Annotated in this window: 11 protein-coding genes and 1 pseudogene; 9 read left to right on the top strand and 3 right to left on the bottom strand. The window is 64.4% G+C overall.

The genetic code is table 11. From position 1 onward, the window contains the following. The first annotated feature begins 215 nt into the window (after positions 1 to 215). The 8 genes and pseudogenes from tagH (at position 216) to NLY44_RS31480 (ending at position 14,601) form a co-directional block, all read left to right on the top strand. Complete coding sequence (tagH, locus tag NLY44_RS31520) at positions 216 to 1,238, top strand: type VI secretion system-associated FHA domain protein TagH (protein ID WP_023804387.1); 1,023 nt, start codon at positions 216 to 218, stop codon at positions 1,236 to 1,238. A gap of 250 nt (positions 1,239 to 1,488) precedes the next feature. Next, on the top strand, positions 1,489 to 3,015 hold the full coding sequence (gene tssL, locus NLY44_RS31515; RefSeq protein ID WP_023804388.1) for a type VI secretion system protein TssL, long form: 1,527 nt from the start codon (positions 1,489 to 1,491) through the stop codon (positions 3,013 to 3,015). Then, positions 3,012 to 6,457: pseudogene (gene tssM / locus NLY44_RS31505) on the top strand (type VI secretion system membrane subunit TssM). The gene tssL and the pseudogene tssM overlap by 4 nt, the downstream one beginning before the upstream one ends. A gap of 231 nt (positions 6,458 to 6,688) precedes the next feature. Beyond that, positions 6,689 to 7,447, top strand: a complete 759-nt coding sequence (locus NLY44_RS31500) for a PP2C family protein-serine/threonine phosphatase (protein ID WP_023714861.1) — start codon at positions 6,689 to 6,691, stop codon at positions 7,445 to 7,447. After that, on the top strand, positions 7,444 to 9,855 hold the full coding sequence (locus NLY44_RS31495) for a serine/threonine-protein kinase (protein WP_023804390.1): 2,412 nt from the start codon (positions 7,444 to 7,446) through the stop codon (positions 9,853 to 9,855). Before NLY44_RS31500 ends, NLY44_RS31495 begins: the two co-directional genes overlap by 4 nt. 11 nt (positions 9,856 to 9,866) lie before the next feature. Then, the gene (locus NLY44_RS31490; RefSeq protein WP_050485828.1) at positions 9,867 to 10,328 is read left to right on the top strand and encodes a DUF1036 domain-containing protein; all 462 of its coding nucleotides are present in this window, start codon (positions 9,867 to 9,869) and stop codon (positions 10,326 to 10,328) included. After that, the gene (locus NLY44_RS31485; protein WP_023804391.1) at positions 10,325 to 12,721 is read left to right on the top strand and encodes a M23 family metallopeptidase; all 2,397 of its coding nucleotides are present in this window, start codon (positions 10,325 to 10,327) and stop codon (positions 12,719 to 12,721) included. The genes NLY44_RS31490 and NLY44_RS31485 overlap by 4 nt, the downstream gene beginning before the upstream one ends. Before the next feature lie 266 nt (positions 12,722 to 12,987). Continuing rightward, complete coding sequence (locus NLY44_RS31480) at positions 12,988 to 14,601, top strand: caspase family protein (protein ID WP_245263679.1); 1,614 nt, start codon at positions 12,988 to 12,990, stop codon at positions 14,599 to 14,601. An 82-nt stretch (positions 14,602 to 14,683) separates the two neighbouring features. On the opposite strand, the gene NLY44_RS31475 is transcribed toward NLY44_RS31480, so the two are convergent. Next, positions 14,684 to 15,220 carry an OmpA family protein gene (locus NLY44_RS31475; protein WP_023804393.1) on the bottom strand — a complete coding sequence of 179 codons (537 nt, stop codon included), beginning with the start codon at positions 15,218 to 15,220 and terminating at the stop codon, positions 14,684 to 14,686. 229 nt (positions 15,221 to 15,449) lie between these two features. On the opposite strand from NLY44_RS31475, the gene NLY44_RS31470 reads away from it, so the two are divergent. Continuing rightward, positions 15,450 to 16,010 carry a DUF6931 family protein gene (locus tag NLY44_RS31470; RefSeq protein ID WP_023804394.1) on the top strand — a complete coding sequence of 187 codons (561 nt, stop codon included), beginning with the start codon at positions 15,450 to 15,452 and terminating at the stop codon, positions 16,008 to 16,010. 58 nt (positions 16,011 to 16,068) lie between these two features. On the opposite strand, the gene NLY44_RS31465 is transcribed toward NLY44_RS31470, so the two are convergent. Next, positions 16,069 to 17,313 (bottom strand): caspase family protein, encoded by a 1,245-nt coding sequence (locus NLY44_RS31465; protein ID WP_031194609.1) that lies wholly within the window; start codon positions 17,311 to 17,313, stop codon positions 16,069 to 16,071. A 56-nt stretch (positions 17,314 to 17,369) separates the two neighbouring features. Next, positions 17,370 to 18,476: an OmpA family protein gene (locus tag NLY44_RS31460; protein WP_023804396.1), complete on the bottom strand. Its 1,107-nt coding sequence runs from the start codon at positions 18,474 to 18,476 to the stop codon at positions 17,370 to 17,372. Positions 18,477 to 18,510: the final 34 nt, after the last annotated feature.

Here is an 18,510-nt window from a genome sequence, read left to right as displayed (position 1 = left end):
CGACCTCACGTTCAGGGATATTTCGCAACTTGCCACCCAAGCCATGTTGAGCCTACCACATGTTCTATGGCAGACCAAAGAGGACAAGCGGCAGGCCGTTGCTGTTTGCGCCGCTTTCGCCAGTGTGAAACGCCGCTCTCCCGCTGTGCCCGCAAGCTGCTAGACTGTGGCACATCGGATCAATGGAAACGGCAGCGGTCGACGGTCCATAGCGCATGTTCATCAGTCTGCAGATCAGCAATGTCGATGTCCTGCCTGCCGGGCTGCCGCCCGGCTACGCATCGCGCGACCGCGGCTTCGAGATCGGGCGGGAGAACTGCGCCTGGACCTTGCCCGATCCGGACAAGTTCATCTCCGGCCGACATTGCGAAATCCGCTACGAAGGCGGCGCCTTTTTTCTCCACGACGTCTCGCGCAACGGCACATTCGTCAACGGGTCGAGCCAGCGCCTGACCGGCCCGCATCGGTTGGCGCAAGGGGACCGGCTCCGGATCGGCCGCTATATCGTCTCGGTGTCGATCGATGACGGGAACCCAGCCTTCGGTGGCCATGGTTCGACGCAACGGCAGATGCCCGTTGCCGGATCCTTTCCAGACTATGTCGCATCGCCACGGTCACCGACCGCGCCACCCGCTTCGGTCTCCAGCCGGCCGCAGCAAGCCGACGAGATCCTGCGCGCGATTGCCGCCGGCGCCGGCATTCCGCCAGAGGTGCTTTTGCTGCGCCAACCGCAGGAGGTAGCCGGCGAGATCGGCGCGGTGCTGCGCATCGTCGTCGACGAGCTGGTGTTGCTGTTGAAGGCGCGCGCCGCTGCAAAAGTCCTGGCCAAGACCAGCGACCGGACCATGATCAATTCCGCCGACAACAATCCGCTAAAGTTCGTGCCCGGGACAGACGAAATCCTCGACATCATGTTCGCGCGGCGCAGGGCCGGCTATCTCGATGCCAGGCACAGCATCGAAGACGCTTTCCACGACCTCAAAACACATGAATTCGCCACCTTCGCCGCCATGCAGGCAGCGCTGTCGCGGTTGCTTGACGATCTGTCGCCCGAGGCGATTGCGAAAAAACTGCCGCCATCCTCCTTTGCCTCGAAGAAAACGCGCGCCTGGGACGCGCTGGTCGCGACCTGGCGGGCCAAGGAGGAACCGCACGAGAACGGCATGCTGGACATATTCCTCACCTATTTCAGTGAAGCCTATGCCAAGGCCGCCAAACAGAAGACCGGCAAGGGCTAAGCCCGCGCACCGCTGAAGACACCGTGAAGGCGACCCGAGCACGGGCCGGCCACCAAAATTGCGCCGGGTTTCCATCGCAACCTTCTGAGACTACGATCACATACGACGATTGAGCACGCGGGTACGGTTGGTCGACCTCGGGGGTCTGCGGCACATGTCATGTCACGGCGAGATAGCGTCCTGCGGTCCGCGTTTGCGCGGACATGGCGCTGTGCGTCGCGGCGCTCGGGCGTAGAGGCAGGGATCGGCGATGAGCTCGAAGGATGATCCTTTCGATCCGACCGGCAAAACCGTCATCCGCCCCAGCCGCCCCAATCCCGGCCGCAAGCAAAAGACGGTTCTCGCCCGCGATGCGCCGGCCCCCGGCAGTACGGTGATCGCCCCTGCCAGCGTCCCGGAACCCACGGTTTTCGATCCCAACGCCGGCCGCCAGCCGCCGTCCGACGTCACGGGGACGGTGATCTATCAGGGAACGCCATTCGCCAACGCGCCGGCCGATCCGCCCGTTCACGGCTCAGCCGGGACGGCGGGGAAAACGCCATGGGATGCGCTGCTCGGCGCCAGCGATGCCGTCGATTATGGCGCGGCCAACCCGATCGTCGCTGCCGCGGCGCCCTTGCTGATACTGCTTGGGCATCTGCGGCTGATGGCTGTCGAAAGACCGGCCGAGCCGCTGGCGCAGCATGTCGCCGGCCTGATCGAGGATTTCGACCGCAAGATCGCCAGGACCGATACCTCGGAAGAGGATGCGCGCATCGCCAGCTATGTGCTTTGCGAAACCGCCGACGATATCGTCGCCAATCTGCCCGGTTCCAGCCGGGATGCGTGGGCGCAGCACGCCATGCTGCAGCGCTTCTTCCAGGTCAAACCCACCGGCGCCGGTTTTTTCCAGGCGCTGAACACGGTGCTGGCGACGCCGGAACCTCATCGTAATCTCATCGAGCTGATGCATGTCTGCCTGTCGCTTGGCTTCGAAGGCCAGTATCGCGGCCAGCCGCGCGAGAGCCTCGAACGGGTCCGCCGCGACGCCTACGAGACATCAGCCTATTTCCGCGTCCTCGGTGACGACGACATCTCGCCGCGCTGGCAAGGCTTGTCGGTCACATCGGCGCAAGGCTCCAGGCGGGTTCCGCTCTGGGCCATAGCCGCTGCAACCGCGGCAGTTTTGACCGCAGCCTTTTTCACGCTGCGCGTGCTCATCACCAATGATGGCGAGGCTGTTGCCGGCGAGTTGCTGGCGCTCAATCCGGCGACGCCGGTCACCATCGAGCGCACCGGTTTCGTGCCGCTGACCGAGGAGGTGAAAGTCGTCGCAGCGCCAACGACGATTGCGCAGGTCGATCGCATCCGCACTGCCTTGGCCAAGGAGATCGAAGGCGGCGGCGTCAGCGTCGGCACCAAGGGTGATTTCATCATCGTGGAAATCAGCAACGCCCTGCTGTTCCAGTCGGGACGAGCCGAGGTCAAGCCGGAGTTCGAGCCGGTGGCCGCCAGCATCGCGGCGGCTCTCGACGCGGAGCGCGGGCCGATCCGGATCGTCGGCCACACCGACAACGTCAAACCGAAGAAGACCAGCGCCTTCAAATCGAATTTCGACCTCTCCGTCGCACGTGCCCAGTCGGTGGAAAAGATGATCGCAGCGCATTTCAGCGATCCGTCGCGGACAAAGGTCGAGGGCAAGGGCGAGGACGAGCCCATCGCCGACAATGCAACGCCGGAGGGCCGCGCCAAAAACCGCCGTGTCGATGTAATGATCCCGCGGGAGGAGATGCTGTGACCGGCTGGCTGCTGCGCATCTTCAGCGCGCTCGCGCTCGCCGGCTTTGCCGCCGCGGTCTGGTACGCCGGCCCGTTAATCCGCTTTGCCGGCGCCCGGCCGTTGGATCCCATCTGGCTGCGGGCAGCGATCATCGGCATCGTCGTCGGAACGGTGGCGATCATCTATGCAATCCGGTTCTGGCGCAGGCGCAAGGCGCAGAAGGCGCTGGAGGCTGCCATGGCCAGCGCCGAGGATGACGGCAGCGATGCAAAGGTGCTGGAAGCTCGCATGAATGAAGCGGTCGCGACGCTCAGGCAATCGAGCGGCAAGCGCAACTTCCTCTACGACGTGCCCTGGTACATCGTCATCGGCCCGCCGGGCGCCGGCAAGACCACCGCGCTGGTCAATTCCGGCCTGAACTTTCCGCTTGCCGGGTCGGGCCAGGCGCAGCCGGTGGCGGGTGTTGGCGGTACGCGCAATTGCGACTGGTGGTTCACCGACGAGGCGGTGCTGATCGACACGGCCGGGCGCTACACGACGCAGGATTCCCATGCACGGACCGACAGCAAAAGCTGGCTGGCGTTCCTGTCGCTGCTCAAGCGGCACCGGACGCGTCAGCCGATCAATGGCGTCATCCTGGCGATCAGCCTTGCCGATCTGATGGCGGACGGCGAGCAGGCGGCCCGTGTCGCCGAGATCCGCAGCCGCCTGCAGGAAATCCACGAGGTCCTGAAGGTCCGCTTTCCCGTCTATGTGCTGTTCACCAAGGCCGACCTGGTCTCCGGATTCATGGAATATTTCGGCGGTTTCGACGAAGCACGCCGGCGCAAGGTGTGGGGCGCGACCTTCCAGACCGCCGAGCGCGGCCTGAACATGGTCGCGGAAGCGCCAGCCGAATTCGACGCGCTGGTGAAGCGCCTGACCGAAGAGATGAGCGAGCGGCTGCAGGCGGAGACCGATCCGGTCGCGCGCATCGCCATTTTCGGCTTCGCCGCGCAGCTCGGCGCGCTGAAAGGCCGGATCGTGCATTTCCTCGAGGGCGTTTTCGAGCCGACGCGCAAGCAGCTGAACGCCCCCTGCGCGGCCTGTATTTTTCTTCCGGCACGCAGGAAGGCACGCCGATCGACCAGTTGCTGGGCAGCATAGGCCGCAGTTTCGGCAGGAGTGCCCAGGCGCATCTTTCCGGCACCGGCAAAAGCTTCTTCCTGCACGATCTGTTGAGCCGCGTCATTTTCGCCGAGTCCGGCTGGGTGTCCTATGACAGGGCGGCCGACAGGCGCGTTGCGATCGCCCGCTACGCCGGCCTGACAGCGATCGCGGCCATAGCGATCGCCGCGCTTGGCGTTCTCGGCCTTAGCTTTACGACCAACAAATCGCTGGTCGCCGCGACCGGCCAGGCGGCAGGCCAATACCGCGCGACAGCCGCGCCGCTGCTGGCCAGCACGACGGTGTCGGATGCCGACCTCGAAACCGTCATCGGTGCGCTAGATGCGCTGCGCGGCCTACCAGCCGGCTATGACACCAAGGATCAGCCGACGCCGGCCACGGCGACGTTCGGCCTCAGCCAGCGCGAGCGTATCCTTTCGGCTTCCGAGACTGCCTACCGGCAAGGGCTGGAGCGCATGTTCCGCTCGCGCCTGCTGTTCCAGCTCGAACGCACGATCGAGGCCAGGATGGCCGATCCGATGGCGCTGTACGAGCCGCTGAAGATTTACCTGATGCTGGGCGGCAAGGCGCCGAAAGTGGATGACGAGCTGGTCGTCACCTGGCTGAAACGGGACTGGGAACAGAACCGCTATCCCGGCGCCCACAATCGCGACGGCCGGGCGCAATTGGAGAAGCATTTGCGCGCCATGCTGGCGCTCGACAACGACCAGGATCCCTCGTTCGAACTCAACCGCGCGCTGGTCGAATCCGCCCAGCGCTCGCTCGGCCGCATGAGCCTTGCCGATCGCGCCACCGCTCTCATCCAGTCGGCCACCTATGCGGCGGCGCTGGACGATTTTTCGGTGGCCTCGCAAGCCGGCCCGGAAGCGCCGATGCTGTTCGAGCGCAATGACGGAAACGATCTCGCCGGCCTTCGCGTCCCCGGTCTCTACACCCATGCCGGCTTCGACTTCTATCTGGCGCAACTTGCCAGGAGCGCGCAGGCGCTGGTCGACGATCAATGGGTGATCGGCTCGAGCGGCGAGCAAGGCGGTTTCGACCAGGAATTGCTCAAGCTCGGCCCGGAGCTGCTCGATCGCTATGGCAAGGGCTTTGCGGCGGCGTGGAACGAGGTGCTCGACAGGTTGAAGTTCAAGGCAATGGCCGCCGACAAACCGCAATATCTGGCGCTGTCCGCAGCGGGATCACCGAGTTCGCCGCTGATGCAGCTGTTCGAGGCGATCGCGCGCGAAACAGCTTTGACGCAAGAGCGCAATCCGGCTGCGCCGTCTCAAGACAGCGACCAGGAAGCCGCCGCGCGCGCCAAGGGCCTCGCCCGCATCGGCATCGAGATTGCGGCGCGCAAATCGCAGAGCAGGGCCGGGACCGCCTTTGTCAGCACCCAGAACAAGGATCCCGGCGCCAACATCGAAGCCCAGTTCCGGTCTTTCCAGGCTTTGGTGGCCGGGGCGCCGGGGCAGCGGCCGCTCGACGCCCTGACCCAGAATTTCCGAGAAATCTATCAGAGCGTGCGGCTGGCCGCCGATGTCCCCGCCCAGACGGACCAGGCCAACGCCAATCTGCAGCTGCAGATATCGACTCTACGCGCCAACGCCTCGCGGCTGCCGAAGGCGCTGGCCAGGATGGTGAGCGCGGCGGCGGACGATTTCGAGGGCACCGTCGCCGAAACATCGACCACGCGTCTCAACGAGATGCTGGAGGAGACCGTCGGCCGTCCGTGCGAAGAGATGATTGCCGGGCGCTTTCCATTCGCCCCCGCCGGTACCGACGATGTCGCCATGGCGGATTTTGCCAGATTGTTTTCTCCAGGCGGGGTTCTCGACCGGTTCTTCGCGCAGAACCTGGCGTCGCTGGTCGACATGAGCGGCCAGGACTGGGACTGGAAGCAGGACACCAGGTTCGGCCGCAATCTGGCGAAATCGACGCTGAAGAACTTTCAGCTCGCGGCACAAATCCGCGCGGCTTTCTTTCCGCTCGGCGGGCCGGTGCCGTCGATCAACATCACCTTCACGCCGCTGTCGCTGCATGGCGATGCCGACATGGCGCTGCTCAATATCGACGGCCAGGTGCTGCAGGCCACCCAGGCCGGCAACACGCCGGGCCTGATTCCGTGGCCGGGCAAGACCGGTTCGGCCAGTCTCAGCCTGACGCCGGAGCTGCCCGGCCGCGAGTCCGCAATCAAGTTCGACGGTCCCTGGGCGTTGAAACGATTGCTGGACAAGGGCAGGTCACCGCCAATGGCGACAGTCTCGAAGCGCATTTCCTCATCGGCGGGCGCGATGTCGCCTACATGATCAAGACCGGGGAGGACGGTAATCCGTTCACGCTGCCGGCGCTCTCCGCGTTCAGCTGTCCGAAGGCTTTCTGATGGGGAATTGCATGGCAGGACCAGCGATTGCAGGACGCAGAGACAGCGGCGGCACCACACGGTCCGTCATCAGCGGCTTAGATTTCGATACTCTAATGAATGGGGCTGTGGCAGACTGGCCAGGCACGTCAGCCAAGGCGTTGCGGAGCGTAGGCAAGTGAACGATGCCGCCTTTGAGAGCTACGGCGTGAGCCACAAGGGCTGCGTGCGCGACCACAATGAGGACAGCTTTCTGGTCGAGCCGCAGATCGGCCTCTGGGTGGTGGCCGACGGCATGGGCGGGCACGAGGCCGGAGAAGTCGCTTCGGCAAGCATTGTCGAGCATCTGGCGACGATCGGCATCGCCAGTTCGGCGCCGGATCTGCGCGCCCGCTTTGAGGATCGGCTGAACCGGGCGCATGCCGAGATCCGCCGGATTTCGCGCTCACGCGGCGTGACCATCGGCTCCACCGTTGCCGCACTGCTGGCCATGGACGGCAGGTTCGCCTGCCTGTGGTCGGGCGACAGCCGCGTCTATCTCGTGCGCAACGCCGCGATCTCGCAGATTTCGCGCGACCACACCGAGGTCCAGGAACTGCTCGACAGCGGCGCGATCAGCGCGGCCGAAGCGGAGAACTGGCCGCGCCGCAACGTCATCACCCGCGCCATCGGCGTCAACGACGAAATCGCCATCGACTTCCAGCAGGGAGAGACCCTTGCCGGCGACATTTTCATCCTCAGCACGGACGGCCTGACGGCGCATGTCAGTGACGCGGAGATTGCGGCTGCAGTGCTCTCGGCAGCGCCGCAGGCTGCCTGCGAAAAGCTGCTTTCCATGGTGCTTGAGCGCGGCGGCACGGACAACGTCACCATCGTTCTGGTCAAGATCAGAGACAAAGGCAATGGCCTGTCCCGAGCAGAAGGCCGCGACCGATGAGCTCCGACGACAAGACCCGGCTATTGCCCAACATGGCGGATACCAGCGTCGGCACGCAGCTCAGCGGCATCTACGAGCTCGACGAACGCATCGCGTCGGGCGGCATGGGCGAAGTCTATCGCGGCCACAACATCCAGACCGGCGATCATGTCGCGATCAAGATCGTGCTGCCGGAATTCGCCCGCGATCAGACGATCCTGTCGCTGTTTCGCAAGGAAGCCTCGATCCTCAACCATCTGTCGCATGACGCGGTCGTGCGCTACCACGTCTTCACCATAGATCCCGGCATCGGGCGGCCCTATCTGGCGATGGAATTCGTCGACGGCCAGTCGCTGTACGACGTCATGCGCGGCGGGGCGATGGCGACTCCGGATGTGCGCAAACTGTGCCACCGGCTGGCCTCGGGCCTGAGCGCCGTGCACCAGGCCGGCGCCATCCACCGCGATCTGTCGCCCGACAACATCATCCTGCCGGGCGGCCGGGTCGAGCGGGCAAAGATCATCGATTTCGGCATTGCGCGATCGGCCGCGGTCGGTGGCGAGACGCTGATCGGCGGCAAGTTTGCCGGAAAATACAATTACGTCTCCCCCGAGCAACTCGGGCTCTATGGCGGCGAGGTCAGCGAACAGTCCGACATCTACAGCCTGGGGCTGGTGCTGGCGGCGGCGCTGCGCGGCAAGCCGATCGATATGGGCGGCTCGCAATACGAGATCGTCGAAAAACGGCGGACCGTCCCTGATCTCTCCGGCATCGATGCCGATTTCAGGGACATTGTCGAAGCGATGCTGCAGCCTGACCCGGATGATCGACCGGCCAGCATGGCCGAAATCGCCCGGTTGACGCGCGACGACAGCGACGCGACCTTGCCGCCGGCATCGCTCGCGCCCCGGCCCGGTCTGCCGCGAACCGGGCAGACCGCAGGGCCTGTCTCGAAGGTCGGGGACTCGCCGGCCCAAGGCTTCGGTTCGGCCCCGCCAAGCGGCACGGCGGAGCCGTCTTTCGTGCCGCACGTGCGCCCGGCGCACCTGTCGCACCCGAAACCGGCTGCTGAAACTCCCAAGCGAGCAAGCACACCACCGAAGCGTGCTACTACAGGCAGAAATCTGACGATCGCGGTGCTGTCGGCGGTGGCCGTGGTATCGCTTGGAGGGCTCTATGCATCGGGTATCGTGGGATTCGGAGACCGGCCTCGCGTCACCGACACCGGCAAGCCGCTCCAACCCGAACTGACAAAGCCGATCGTCGCTGACAAGCCCGTTTCGGACACTGCGCCGGTCGAGAAGACGGTGCCAAAGCCGCAACCAGCGGAGACTCCGGCTGAAGATCAGGCCAAAGCGCCGGTCGAGCCGCAGCCGACGCCGCCAGTCGCGTCGAGCGCCACGGCCCCGCTGCCGGCCGCACCAACCGACAAGACCGTCGCGCTGCAACCGCCATCCGGCCCGTCACAGTCCGATGCCGCGAAGAACCCCGAGCCTGTCAGTCCGCCGGTAGAGCCCAAGGCGACAGCGCCAGCCACGCAAACACCTGAACCGACGGCCGAGGCCCCCAAACCCACAGCACCGACGCCGGAACCCACCGCTCAAGCGCCCGAGCCCAAGGCGCAGGCGCCTGAACCGACCGCGCAGGCGCCCAAGCCGGACACGCAGGCGCCTGAACCGACCGCGGAGCCTAAGCCGAGCCAGCCCGATATCGCCAGCGGTGAGCAGGCCGACAAGCCGGCAGAGCCCGACATTGCCATGAACGTGCCCAAGCCGGAGGTGCCGCCACCGGCCGATGCGGCCGCGGAGCGGGTCACCTGGGTACGCGCCTTCAATGGTGGTGATTGTTTTTTTGCGACGGTGACGTCGGTCGCCGACAAGGGTGTCGCGATCGAGGGCTTCGGCACGTCGGTGCCACCCTTCGAACAGTTGCTTGGGGAATTCCAGGCGAAGTTCCATGTCGAGCCGGATATCAGCGTCCGCCTTATCCAGCCCCCGCAATGCGGGATCGCCGGCTTCCTGCGTTTCATGGGCGCGAGCACGGCCGACAGGCCGCAGCTTGTCCTCGACCAGACATCGGTGCCGGACGGCTCGCCGATCGACGGCACGCTGATGACGCATGGCGGGCTGGTGTCGAGCGTGTTCCTGATCGACCACAGGGGCATCGCGTTCAACCTCGACGATCATGTTGTCGTACAAGCCGACAAGGCGACCTTCTCGATCCCGATCGGGCTCGGCGCCGCCGACAAGGCGGCAGGCAAGGCGTTGCCGCAGATCATCATGGTGATCACCGGGCCGCAGGACATAAAGGCGGCGGACTTCACAACGCCGACGCCGGCCTCGGTGCTGTTGCCCAGGATCCTCGACGAGATCGGCGCCAGGAGTTCGGCATTTTCGGCGACCGCCAAATACTTCCGCCTCGGCGGCTAGCACCGACGCCGATGCAACGCCGTCGCCGAGATCCCGTCCTGCTTGCCCGGAACGTGCGCGTGAAGCTCGCCGCGAGCGCGGTCGCGACGCTGTTGCTGGCGCTTCTTTCCACCGGGCATGCGCGCGCCGAATTCACCGTCTGCAACCAGACGCTCGACGTCGTCAATCTTGCCGTCGGTCAGAAGGTCGACGATGCCGACCAGACCGATGGCTGGTGGACCATCGGCGCCAATCAATGCGTCAACGTCATTCGCGAGGAGCTGACCAACCGCTACATCTACATCTACGCGACGGATGTCTTCGGCCACGCCATTCTGGCAGGCTCCACCGACATGTGCATCGAGCGGCGGCGGTTCTCGATCCGCGGCATCGATGAATGCTGGCAGCGCGGCCATATCGCGGCGAAGTTTCTCGAAGTCGACACGCAGGAACAGGTGCGCTGGACCTTCTTCCTGACCGGAAGCGCACCGTGACGCACAGCATCGACACCAGCTTCAAGGCAAAGAAGCAGGCGCGCGCCGCGCTACGCAGGCGCAGGATCTGGCTCGGGCTGGCGGCTGGCCTGGCGACAATCGTCCTCGCCGCGATTGCCACCGGCTTCTATCTTACCGCCGACTACTGGTCGTTCCGCGACGAGGACGAGGAACTGCATGCCGTCGAAGACTCGGACGACGTGCCGGCCGACGCATCGGTCTACGTGCCGGCCATCATCGACCTTGCCGGCGACCCGATGTGGATCACACTGGCGCCGGAGGCGGGCGCCGCCAAGAGCCGCGGGATGCCGCGCCCGACGGAGCTCGACCAGGCCGGCATCTCCCCTCAGATCATGGTTCTCTCCGACGTGATGCTGAGCGCCAGCGAAAAATTCATGACGACGATCCCCTCGACGCAGGAGGATTTCGCCTTCTTCCAGGCGCAGCGGAAGACCGCGGTCGCGCCACCCGCCGAACCCAACGATCCGCAGAATGACCTGCAGAACGATCTTCAACCATCGCCCGGCGCGGACGGGGCTCCGGCGGCCTCCGGCCCAGCTCCTGACCCGCAGGCTGCTCCGGGTGCATCGGCGGCGGCCGATGACCCCGAGGCCGGCTGGGGCGAGACCATCGATGAGGGCGAAGCAGCACTCCCCGCCTTTCAGAAGACAGCGGTCGAAAACAACACCAGCGTTGCCAACGTCAGCTCGGAACATCAGCGCTTCGAGGCGACCGAGGACATTTTCGTGAAAATCCTCAACGACCGCAGCCTGGACAGCGTGGCGCTCGATGCGCATTTTTCCGCCGACGACGCAAAGCTTGCCGGCGAGGCGCTGAAGGCGCTGTTCGACAAGGACGGCCTGCAGCCTGGTTATGTCGTGGCGATGCGCGGCTTTAGGCCGACGCGCGAGACCACGACGATGTCGCTGATGCAGGTCTCGATCTACGCCAGGAACGTCTTTGTCGGCACGCTGACACGCAACGCGGCCGGTGCCTTCGTGTCGGGCGTCGACCCGTGGGTGCGCGAGGACCTGTTCAATTATTCGGGCGCCGAGACCGAAGGCACGCAGAAACGGCAATACCGCCTGCTCGACGCGATCTATTCGACGGCGGCCCGCAACAATGTGCCGAGCGGCATCATCGGCGAAGCCATTATGTATCTGTCGCGCGGACAGGATCTGGATGCTTTCGCCAGCGAGGACCAGCGCCTTGTGCTGATCTATTCGCAGACGCCGCGCGGCAAGAACGAGACCGACGGACGGGTGCTCTATGTCGGTATACAAGGCACGCAAAAGAGCTTGGATTGTTTCGTTTTCCAGCAGGGCGACGGCCAGTTTTCCTGCGTCTCGGGCGATGACCAGGTGCGCTCGCTGACGGTGGCCAACGGCATGGTGACGCCGGTCAACGGTGTCATGACGTCGACCTTCGGGCCGCGCAAGCATCCGATCCTGGGCGTTGTTCGCATCCACAAGGGCGTCGACTGGGCAGCACCCGTGGGGACCCCGATCGCAGCAGCCTTCGACGGCGAGATCATCTTCCAGGGCGACGGCGGCGGCTACGGCAATGTGGTCAAGATCGCCCATGGCGGCGGCCGCGAGACGCGCTACGCGCATATGTCGAAATTCGCCATTGCCAGCGGTGTCGGCACCAAGGTGAAGGCCGGCGACATTATCGGCTATATCGGCACCACCGGCCTGTCGACCGGGCCACATTTGCATTTCGAACTCTATCAGAGCGGTCAGGCGATCGATCCGCTCGGAACAGTGACCGCTGCAATCGCCGTCACTTCCAGCGATCCCGCCGTCGAAACGCTGACCGACCGTATCGTCCACGTCGAATCGGGCGGTAGCGCGCGGGCCAAGAACCCGCTGTCTTCGGCGACAGGCGCCGGCCAGTTCATATCCAAGACCTGGATCCGGATGATGAACACCTATCGTCCCGAACTGGCGCGCTCGCTGTCGACCGCAGACCTGCTCGCTTTGCGCTACGACGCCACCATCTCGCGTGAGATGGTGCGCAATCTGGCGCGCGAGGGCGAAGCCTATCTCAAGGCGCGTGGCCACCAGATCACCGCCGGCCGGCTCTATCTCTGCCATTTCCTCGGTATGGAAGGCGCCCATCAGGTGCTGGCGTCGCCGGGATCGGCGCAGTTGAGCGCCGTGCTCGGCTCGTCCGTTATCCAGGCCAACCCGTTTCTTGCCGGCAAGACCGCCAGCTACGTCGTCGACTGGGCGGAACGGAAGATGGGCCGCAAATTGCCGACGCCCGCCACCACCGATGCGGGCCAGCAGACGACGACGGAAGTCCGCCAGACATCGCCGGAGTTCGAAAAATACAAGCAGGCGATAACGGCACTGGTCGGCTCGATCCAAAATACTCTTGAGCCGAGCTAGAGCTGGCAGTTCGCCCCGGCTTTCGCCAAGCCGATTGGTTCTGAGGCCGGCGAATGGTATGTTTGCGGATATTTGGGAAGGTTTTTGGGTCCTTGTGAACCAAAACTGTGGCTGGGATCACATACGCCCAACAGCCATTTTGGCAGAAGCGATACAGTCGCTGGTGAAATTTAGCATGCGCAGCCATCAATAAACGCGCCCCATTGGGGCGGAGGGCCGATCCCATGAAAGCGTTTGCCGTCCTTTTGAGCGGATTTTTTCTGTTAATGCTGACCGCGCTTGGCACCGTCCAGGCGGCGGCGCCGGATGCCGGTGGCGTCAAACGCGTCGCGCTGGTCATCGGCAACAGCAAATACGTCCATGCCGTCGAATTGCCCAATCCGGCCAATGACGCGCATCTCATCGCATCGACGCTGCGCAATGCCGGCTTCGAGGTGATCGAGGGCGTCGACCAGGACAATGCCGGCATGCACAGCCTGATCAGCAAATTCACCGAGCAGTCCTACGATGCCGACCTCGCCGTCATTTTCTATGCCGGCCACGGCATGCAGGTCGACGGCAAGAACTTTTTGATCCCGGTCGACGCCGAACTGACGTCACCTGCCTATCTCAAGACCCGCACCGTCCAGATCGACGACTTCATGGCCGCATTGCCACCCGACCCGGCGGTCGGCGTCATCATCCTCGATGCCTGCCGCGACAATCCGCTGGCACGCACACTGGCGGCCGCGATGCCGAAGACCCGCTCCACCGCGCTGGGCACCGGCCTGGCGCCGATCGACCCTAAATCAGAGGGCGTCGGCACCGGCGGCATCCTGATTGCCTATGCCACCGACCCGGGCGCCATCGCCTTTGACGGCAACGGCGTCGACAGCCCCTACTCGACCGCGCTCGCCAGGCACCTGACCGAACCCGGCGTCGAGATCCAGAGCGCGCTGACGCGGGTGCGCGGCGAAGTGGCCGAGACCACGCAAGGCCGCCAGCGGCCATGGCACAACGCATCGCTGGGCCGCGAGGTTTTCCTTGGCAAACCGGCCGCCCAAGCCGCGCCGATGGTAAGACCGGCCGCCGATGACGCGAACGCCGCGGCAGCGCCCGCCCCTGCTCTCGTCACCAGCGAACCGCCTTCGTGGGAAGTCGAGCAGCGGCTTTGGGACGAGGCCTCGAAGCGCAACACCGCGCCATTCTACGAAGCCTATCTCGAACAGTTCCCGAATGGCCGCTTCGCCACGGTGGCGCGGCTCAACATCGACGCGCTGAACGATCCGAAAGCCCAGGAACGGGAAGTCGCCGCGCTTGCTGCCGAAGAAGCGAACTCGGGTTCTGCCGTACGCACCTCGGTCGGCATTTCGGACGACATGAAGAAGGTGCTGGGCACCGAGGCGACGGAGAACGCGATCGGTCTCGATCGCCAGGGCCGCATCGACCTGCAATTGCGCGTCGAGGCCCTGGGCAACGAGCTTGGCCGCGTCGACGGCAATATCGGCGCCAAGACCCGGCAAGCGATCGGCGACTGGCAAGAGGGGAACGGGCTGCCTCCGACCACCTTCCTGACGCGCGAGCAACTGGCGTTCCTGGTTATCCAGACGGATCCGATGATGGAGGCCGTGCATGCCAAGCATGAGGCCGACCAGGCCGGCGTGGACAAGCCGAGAAAACAGGTGGTGCAGAAGGCCCGCACGTTGAAGCCGGTGGCGGAAAAGCCACGCAAGAAGCAGTACGCCCAGAAGCCGCGCCGGCAACAGCAGTTCGTGCAGAAAAGGCGCAACCGGGAGGTCGTGCGCGAGGATGAACCGCCACCCCGGGACAACAATGATTTCCTGACCAAGGCGCTGATCTTCGGCACCGGCGTAGCAGTCGGCGGCGTGCTCAAGAACTGATCGATCACCTCGAACAACGACAACGCCGCGTGTCCGTTGGACGCGCGGCGTTGATGACGGCCGGAAGACGCAGCCGGCGACGCTACTGCGCCTTGATCCGCATCTCGACCCGGCGATTGACAGGATCGTAGGGGTCGGGGTTGCGTGGATTGGCCTCGCCGAGACCGACCGCCTTGATGCGGTTGGCTTCGATGCCGTTGGATTCGAGGAAGGCCGTCACCGACTGCGCCCTGCGCTGCGACAGCCCCTCATTGTAGGTCGCCGAGCCGGACGCGTCGGTATAGCCTTCGACGACGAAGGACAGCTTGCTCAGCCGGTCGTCCTTCAGCGCCTTGGCGAATTCGTCGAGTTCGCTGCGCGCCTTGGCGTCGAGCTCGGACGAATCCAGGCTGAAATTGATCAGCATATCGAGGCCGGTCTTCTCCGGCGGCTTTTCTTTCTGGCTGGTCTTGCTCTTGCACTCGTCCTCGGTGCCGACACAAATCCCGCGTGCCGCGCCGTGATCGATCGAGCCGGCAAAGAACTTCACAATGTCTTCCGATTTCTGAAGTGGGTCGGCATAGACGTGAGTCGAGAAAAGCACGGTCGCCAATGCCAAGACTGAAATGTGCCGCTGCATAACGGTTACTCCCGTTTCGAGCATCCGATTTTCACTCAGGCCCGATCCATGGATCCGGGCCAACTCTTCCTGTTCGACAATGATCTGTCGAGATCACGGTCGGCTGTGGAATATACCAAACCGTGAGGCGTTTGTCTGTGAACAACGTCATGGACATGTGGTGGTCGACAGACTTGACCCGCGCCTCGCAGGCGGGTTGAGTGAGGCCTGGGGGAGGACAACAGCAGCGATGGCCAAGGGGCTTCGATTCCAGACCGCACGCGATCTCTTCGCCGCGAACACGGCTGTCGCCCGGGACATGACGGCCGTTCCGACCGACCAACCCTCGCTCGAGTTCTGCCGCCGGCTGATGGCCGGGCGCATCCCCGAGGAAGCGATTACCTTTTGCGCCTATCTCCTGCCTGACCGGGCCGCAATCTGGTGGGGCCACGAGTGCCTTGGGCATCTGACCGAACTGCTCGAAGAGCAGGATCTCGCAACGCTGGCACTGATCCAGGACTGGGTCGGCGACCCCAACAATGCAACCCGCCGGGAGGCTGTCGCCGGGGCGGCGATGACGCAGCAGCACACGCCTGCCGGCTGGATCGCGCTCGCGGCGCAACGGCATATCAGCGGCCTGGCTGCGCAGAACGGGTCGGGGCTGCGGCCGCTGCCGGCTGCGCATGCCGTCAATGCCGGCATACTGGCCGGACTGGCGCGGGTTGCGGTGGCGGACCGCTTCTCCGTGCTCACCGCCTTTGTCGAAATGGGCATCCATCTAGCCGAAACCGAGGCGCTGCGCCGAGCCTGATTGCTCTGGATCGTGATGAGATTTCATTGAAATCTGATCCAACCCATTGTTGGCGGTCTCATTTGCAGCCGTTTTGCGCCCATTTGCCGAGCGCCACCTTGAAGCGCGTGCCCAGCGGATGTTGCAGGCGCAACACCGAGACGTCATTGGTGACGTAGGTCTTGGCCTGGTCGCACAGCCGCTCCTCGGTCCATTGATGACAGTTGCTGCACTGGTTGTCCCAGACGGATTTTTCCAGGCCCTCGACGGGACTGAAGTGCGGCTTTCCCTGAATGAGCTGGGCGATGCTCTTGCCGTCGATCGCCGGGTCGCCAAAATTGACCGGAACGTCGAAAAGGACTGGCGCGTCCGAGCCCAGCTTCGGAATTTCCTCACGCAGCTGTTCCAGCGCCTGCTCGCCGGCGTCCGTACCCGGCGGATTGGCGGCCGCGCCGGTGCGCGCCTGCGTATCGCCTTCGGGCGCAGCCGCGCCGGAATCGCCGACGATCAGCGGCGCCTTGAGATCGACCTTGTGAAGCACGACATCGGTGGTCAGCGAAACGTTGACCCAGGGCTGCTGGCGTCCGGCTGTGGCCTTGAACACATCCGACGTAACCCGGTTCATCGCTTCGGTGATCGAGACGTTGACCTCGCCGATATGGGCAAGCAGCGCCGCCGAAAATGGCGAGTGCTCGCCCGGTCCGTCATAGGCGAGCTGGTTGGGACTGGCAGCGAAGGCGACCAGCGTGCCGGCGCCGCCATTCTCGATCGGTACTTCGGCAAGGCCGCTGCTTGCCGTGCTGTCGCCGCCAGTCTCCTTGGCAAGCACATCGGCGAGCGGGTTGTCGCGGCAGGCGTCGAGGAACACCAGCCTGATGCTGGTCTCGCGCGACATCTGCCGCAGGATGAAGTCCACCTGCACGGCTTCGAAGTCGAGCGAGGTCTCGTCCTCCAGCGCCGCATCGACAGGCAGCAGGTAATTCCTGCCCGAGACCTGCAGGCCATGACCGGCATAGAAGAACAGCGCGATATCGGCGCCACGCACCTGCCGCGCGAATTGCGCGATCTTTTCCTGCGTCTGCGCCTTGGTGAGATCGAGGCCGGAGACGATTTCGAAGCCCAGCCCCTTCAGGCGATCGGACATTGCCTGCGCATCGTTCACCGGATTGGGCAGCACCGGCGCGTTCCGGTAATGGGAATTGCCGAGCACCAGGGCGATGCGGCGTTCGGCACTGGCCGCGGTCATGGTAATGGTCATGGTCAACGCAAGCGCCAGCACGGCGAGGCCGATGCCGCGCATGAAGTTGCCGCAACTTGCAATCATGTCCAAACGCACCGGATTCCTTTTCGGTTGACGGGCCTTCTCAGTTAAGGACCGGCTCAGTTGGAGAGCGGCGTGGCGGAGAACTCGATCCGCCGGTTCAGCGCCTTGTTCTTCGGCGTATCGTTCGGCGCCACCGGCTTTTCCTCGCCATAGCCGGAAGCCGTGATCTGCGCCGATGGAATGCCCGCAGCGATGATCGCGTCGGCGACCGCCTTGGCGCGCCGTTCCGACAGGTTCTTGTTGGCCGTCGGCGAGCCGTCGGAATCGGTATGGCCCGAAACCTCGACCTTCAGTTTCGGACATTTGCCGACGACGCCGACCACCTCGGCCAGCAGTGGGCGGCTCTTTTCATCGAGCCGAGCGCTGGCTGGGCGAAAATAGACGGCGCCGGTGCGCGACAGCACCTCGAACCTGTTCAGGCATTCATCGTCGCTGAAGGACGTCTTGCCTGCATCTGTGGCGACCGGCCCGGCATCGGCTGGGGCTGCGGCGGCGACGGCAGGCGCCGCCGCCGGCTTGGCCCCATCAGCGGTGAAGACGAAGTCGAACGACACCGAAGCCGTCGGGACGATGCTGCTGACATTGGCCGCCTGCTGGAGTTTTTCGATGTTGGGCAACAGGCCGAAATCCTCGACATGCACGGCGACCGGCGCCTCCGAGGCGATCGACACCATGCTGTCGGTGATCATGGTGACCACGACATTGGCCTCAAGGTCCTTGTCGACGCCGTGCAGGCTCAGGCGAAACGGGATATGCGCGCTCATGCGCCGTTTGGTGGCGAGATCGGCAAAAGCGGCGGGATCGACTTTCGCCGTCACTTCCGCCGTCGGGAATTTGAAGGTTTCGAAGAACAGGAAGCGCATGCGGACATTGCGAAGGTCGATACCGGTGTCGACCGAGTTGAGGTCGAACGTGACCTTGGCGGCGCCATCCGATGTCAGCGTGCCCGAGAGGTTCCTGATCTTGTTGGTTTCGACAATGGTGTTCTTCTTCACCGATTGATAGGTAAGTGTCGAATTCGCCGGATCGAGCGTCCAGTTCAGCTGCGCGTTGGCCGCGTGCGGCGCAAGCAGCAACAGACCGAACACCACTACCACCAGAGCGGGCGGACGCCAGCGCTGCGACGGCTTTCCATGCCTTACTAATCCGACGACCCCGAACATGCATGTCCCCCGTGACAACACATTTCAGTTGCGA

This window comes from Mesorhizobium sp. C089B (assembly GCF_030323125.1).
Classification (GTDB): Bacteria; Pseudomonadota; Alphaproteobacteria; order Rhizobiales; family Rhizobiaceae; genus Mesorhizobium.
This window is presented reverse-complemented; position numbering and strand designations above follow the sequence as displayed.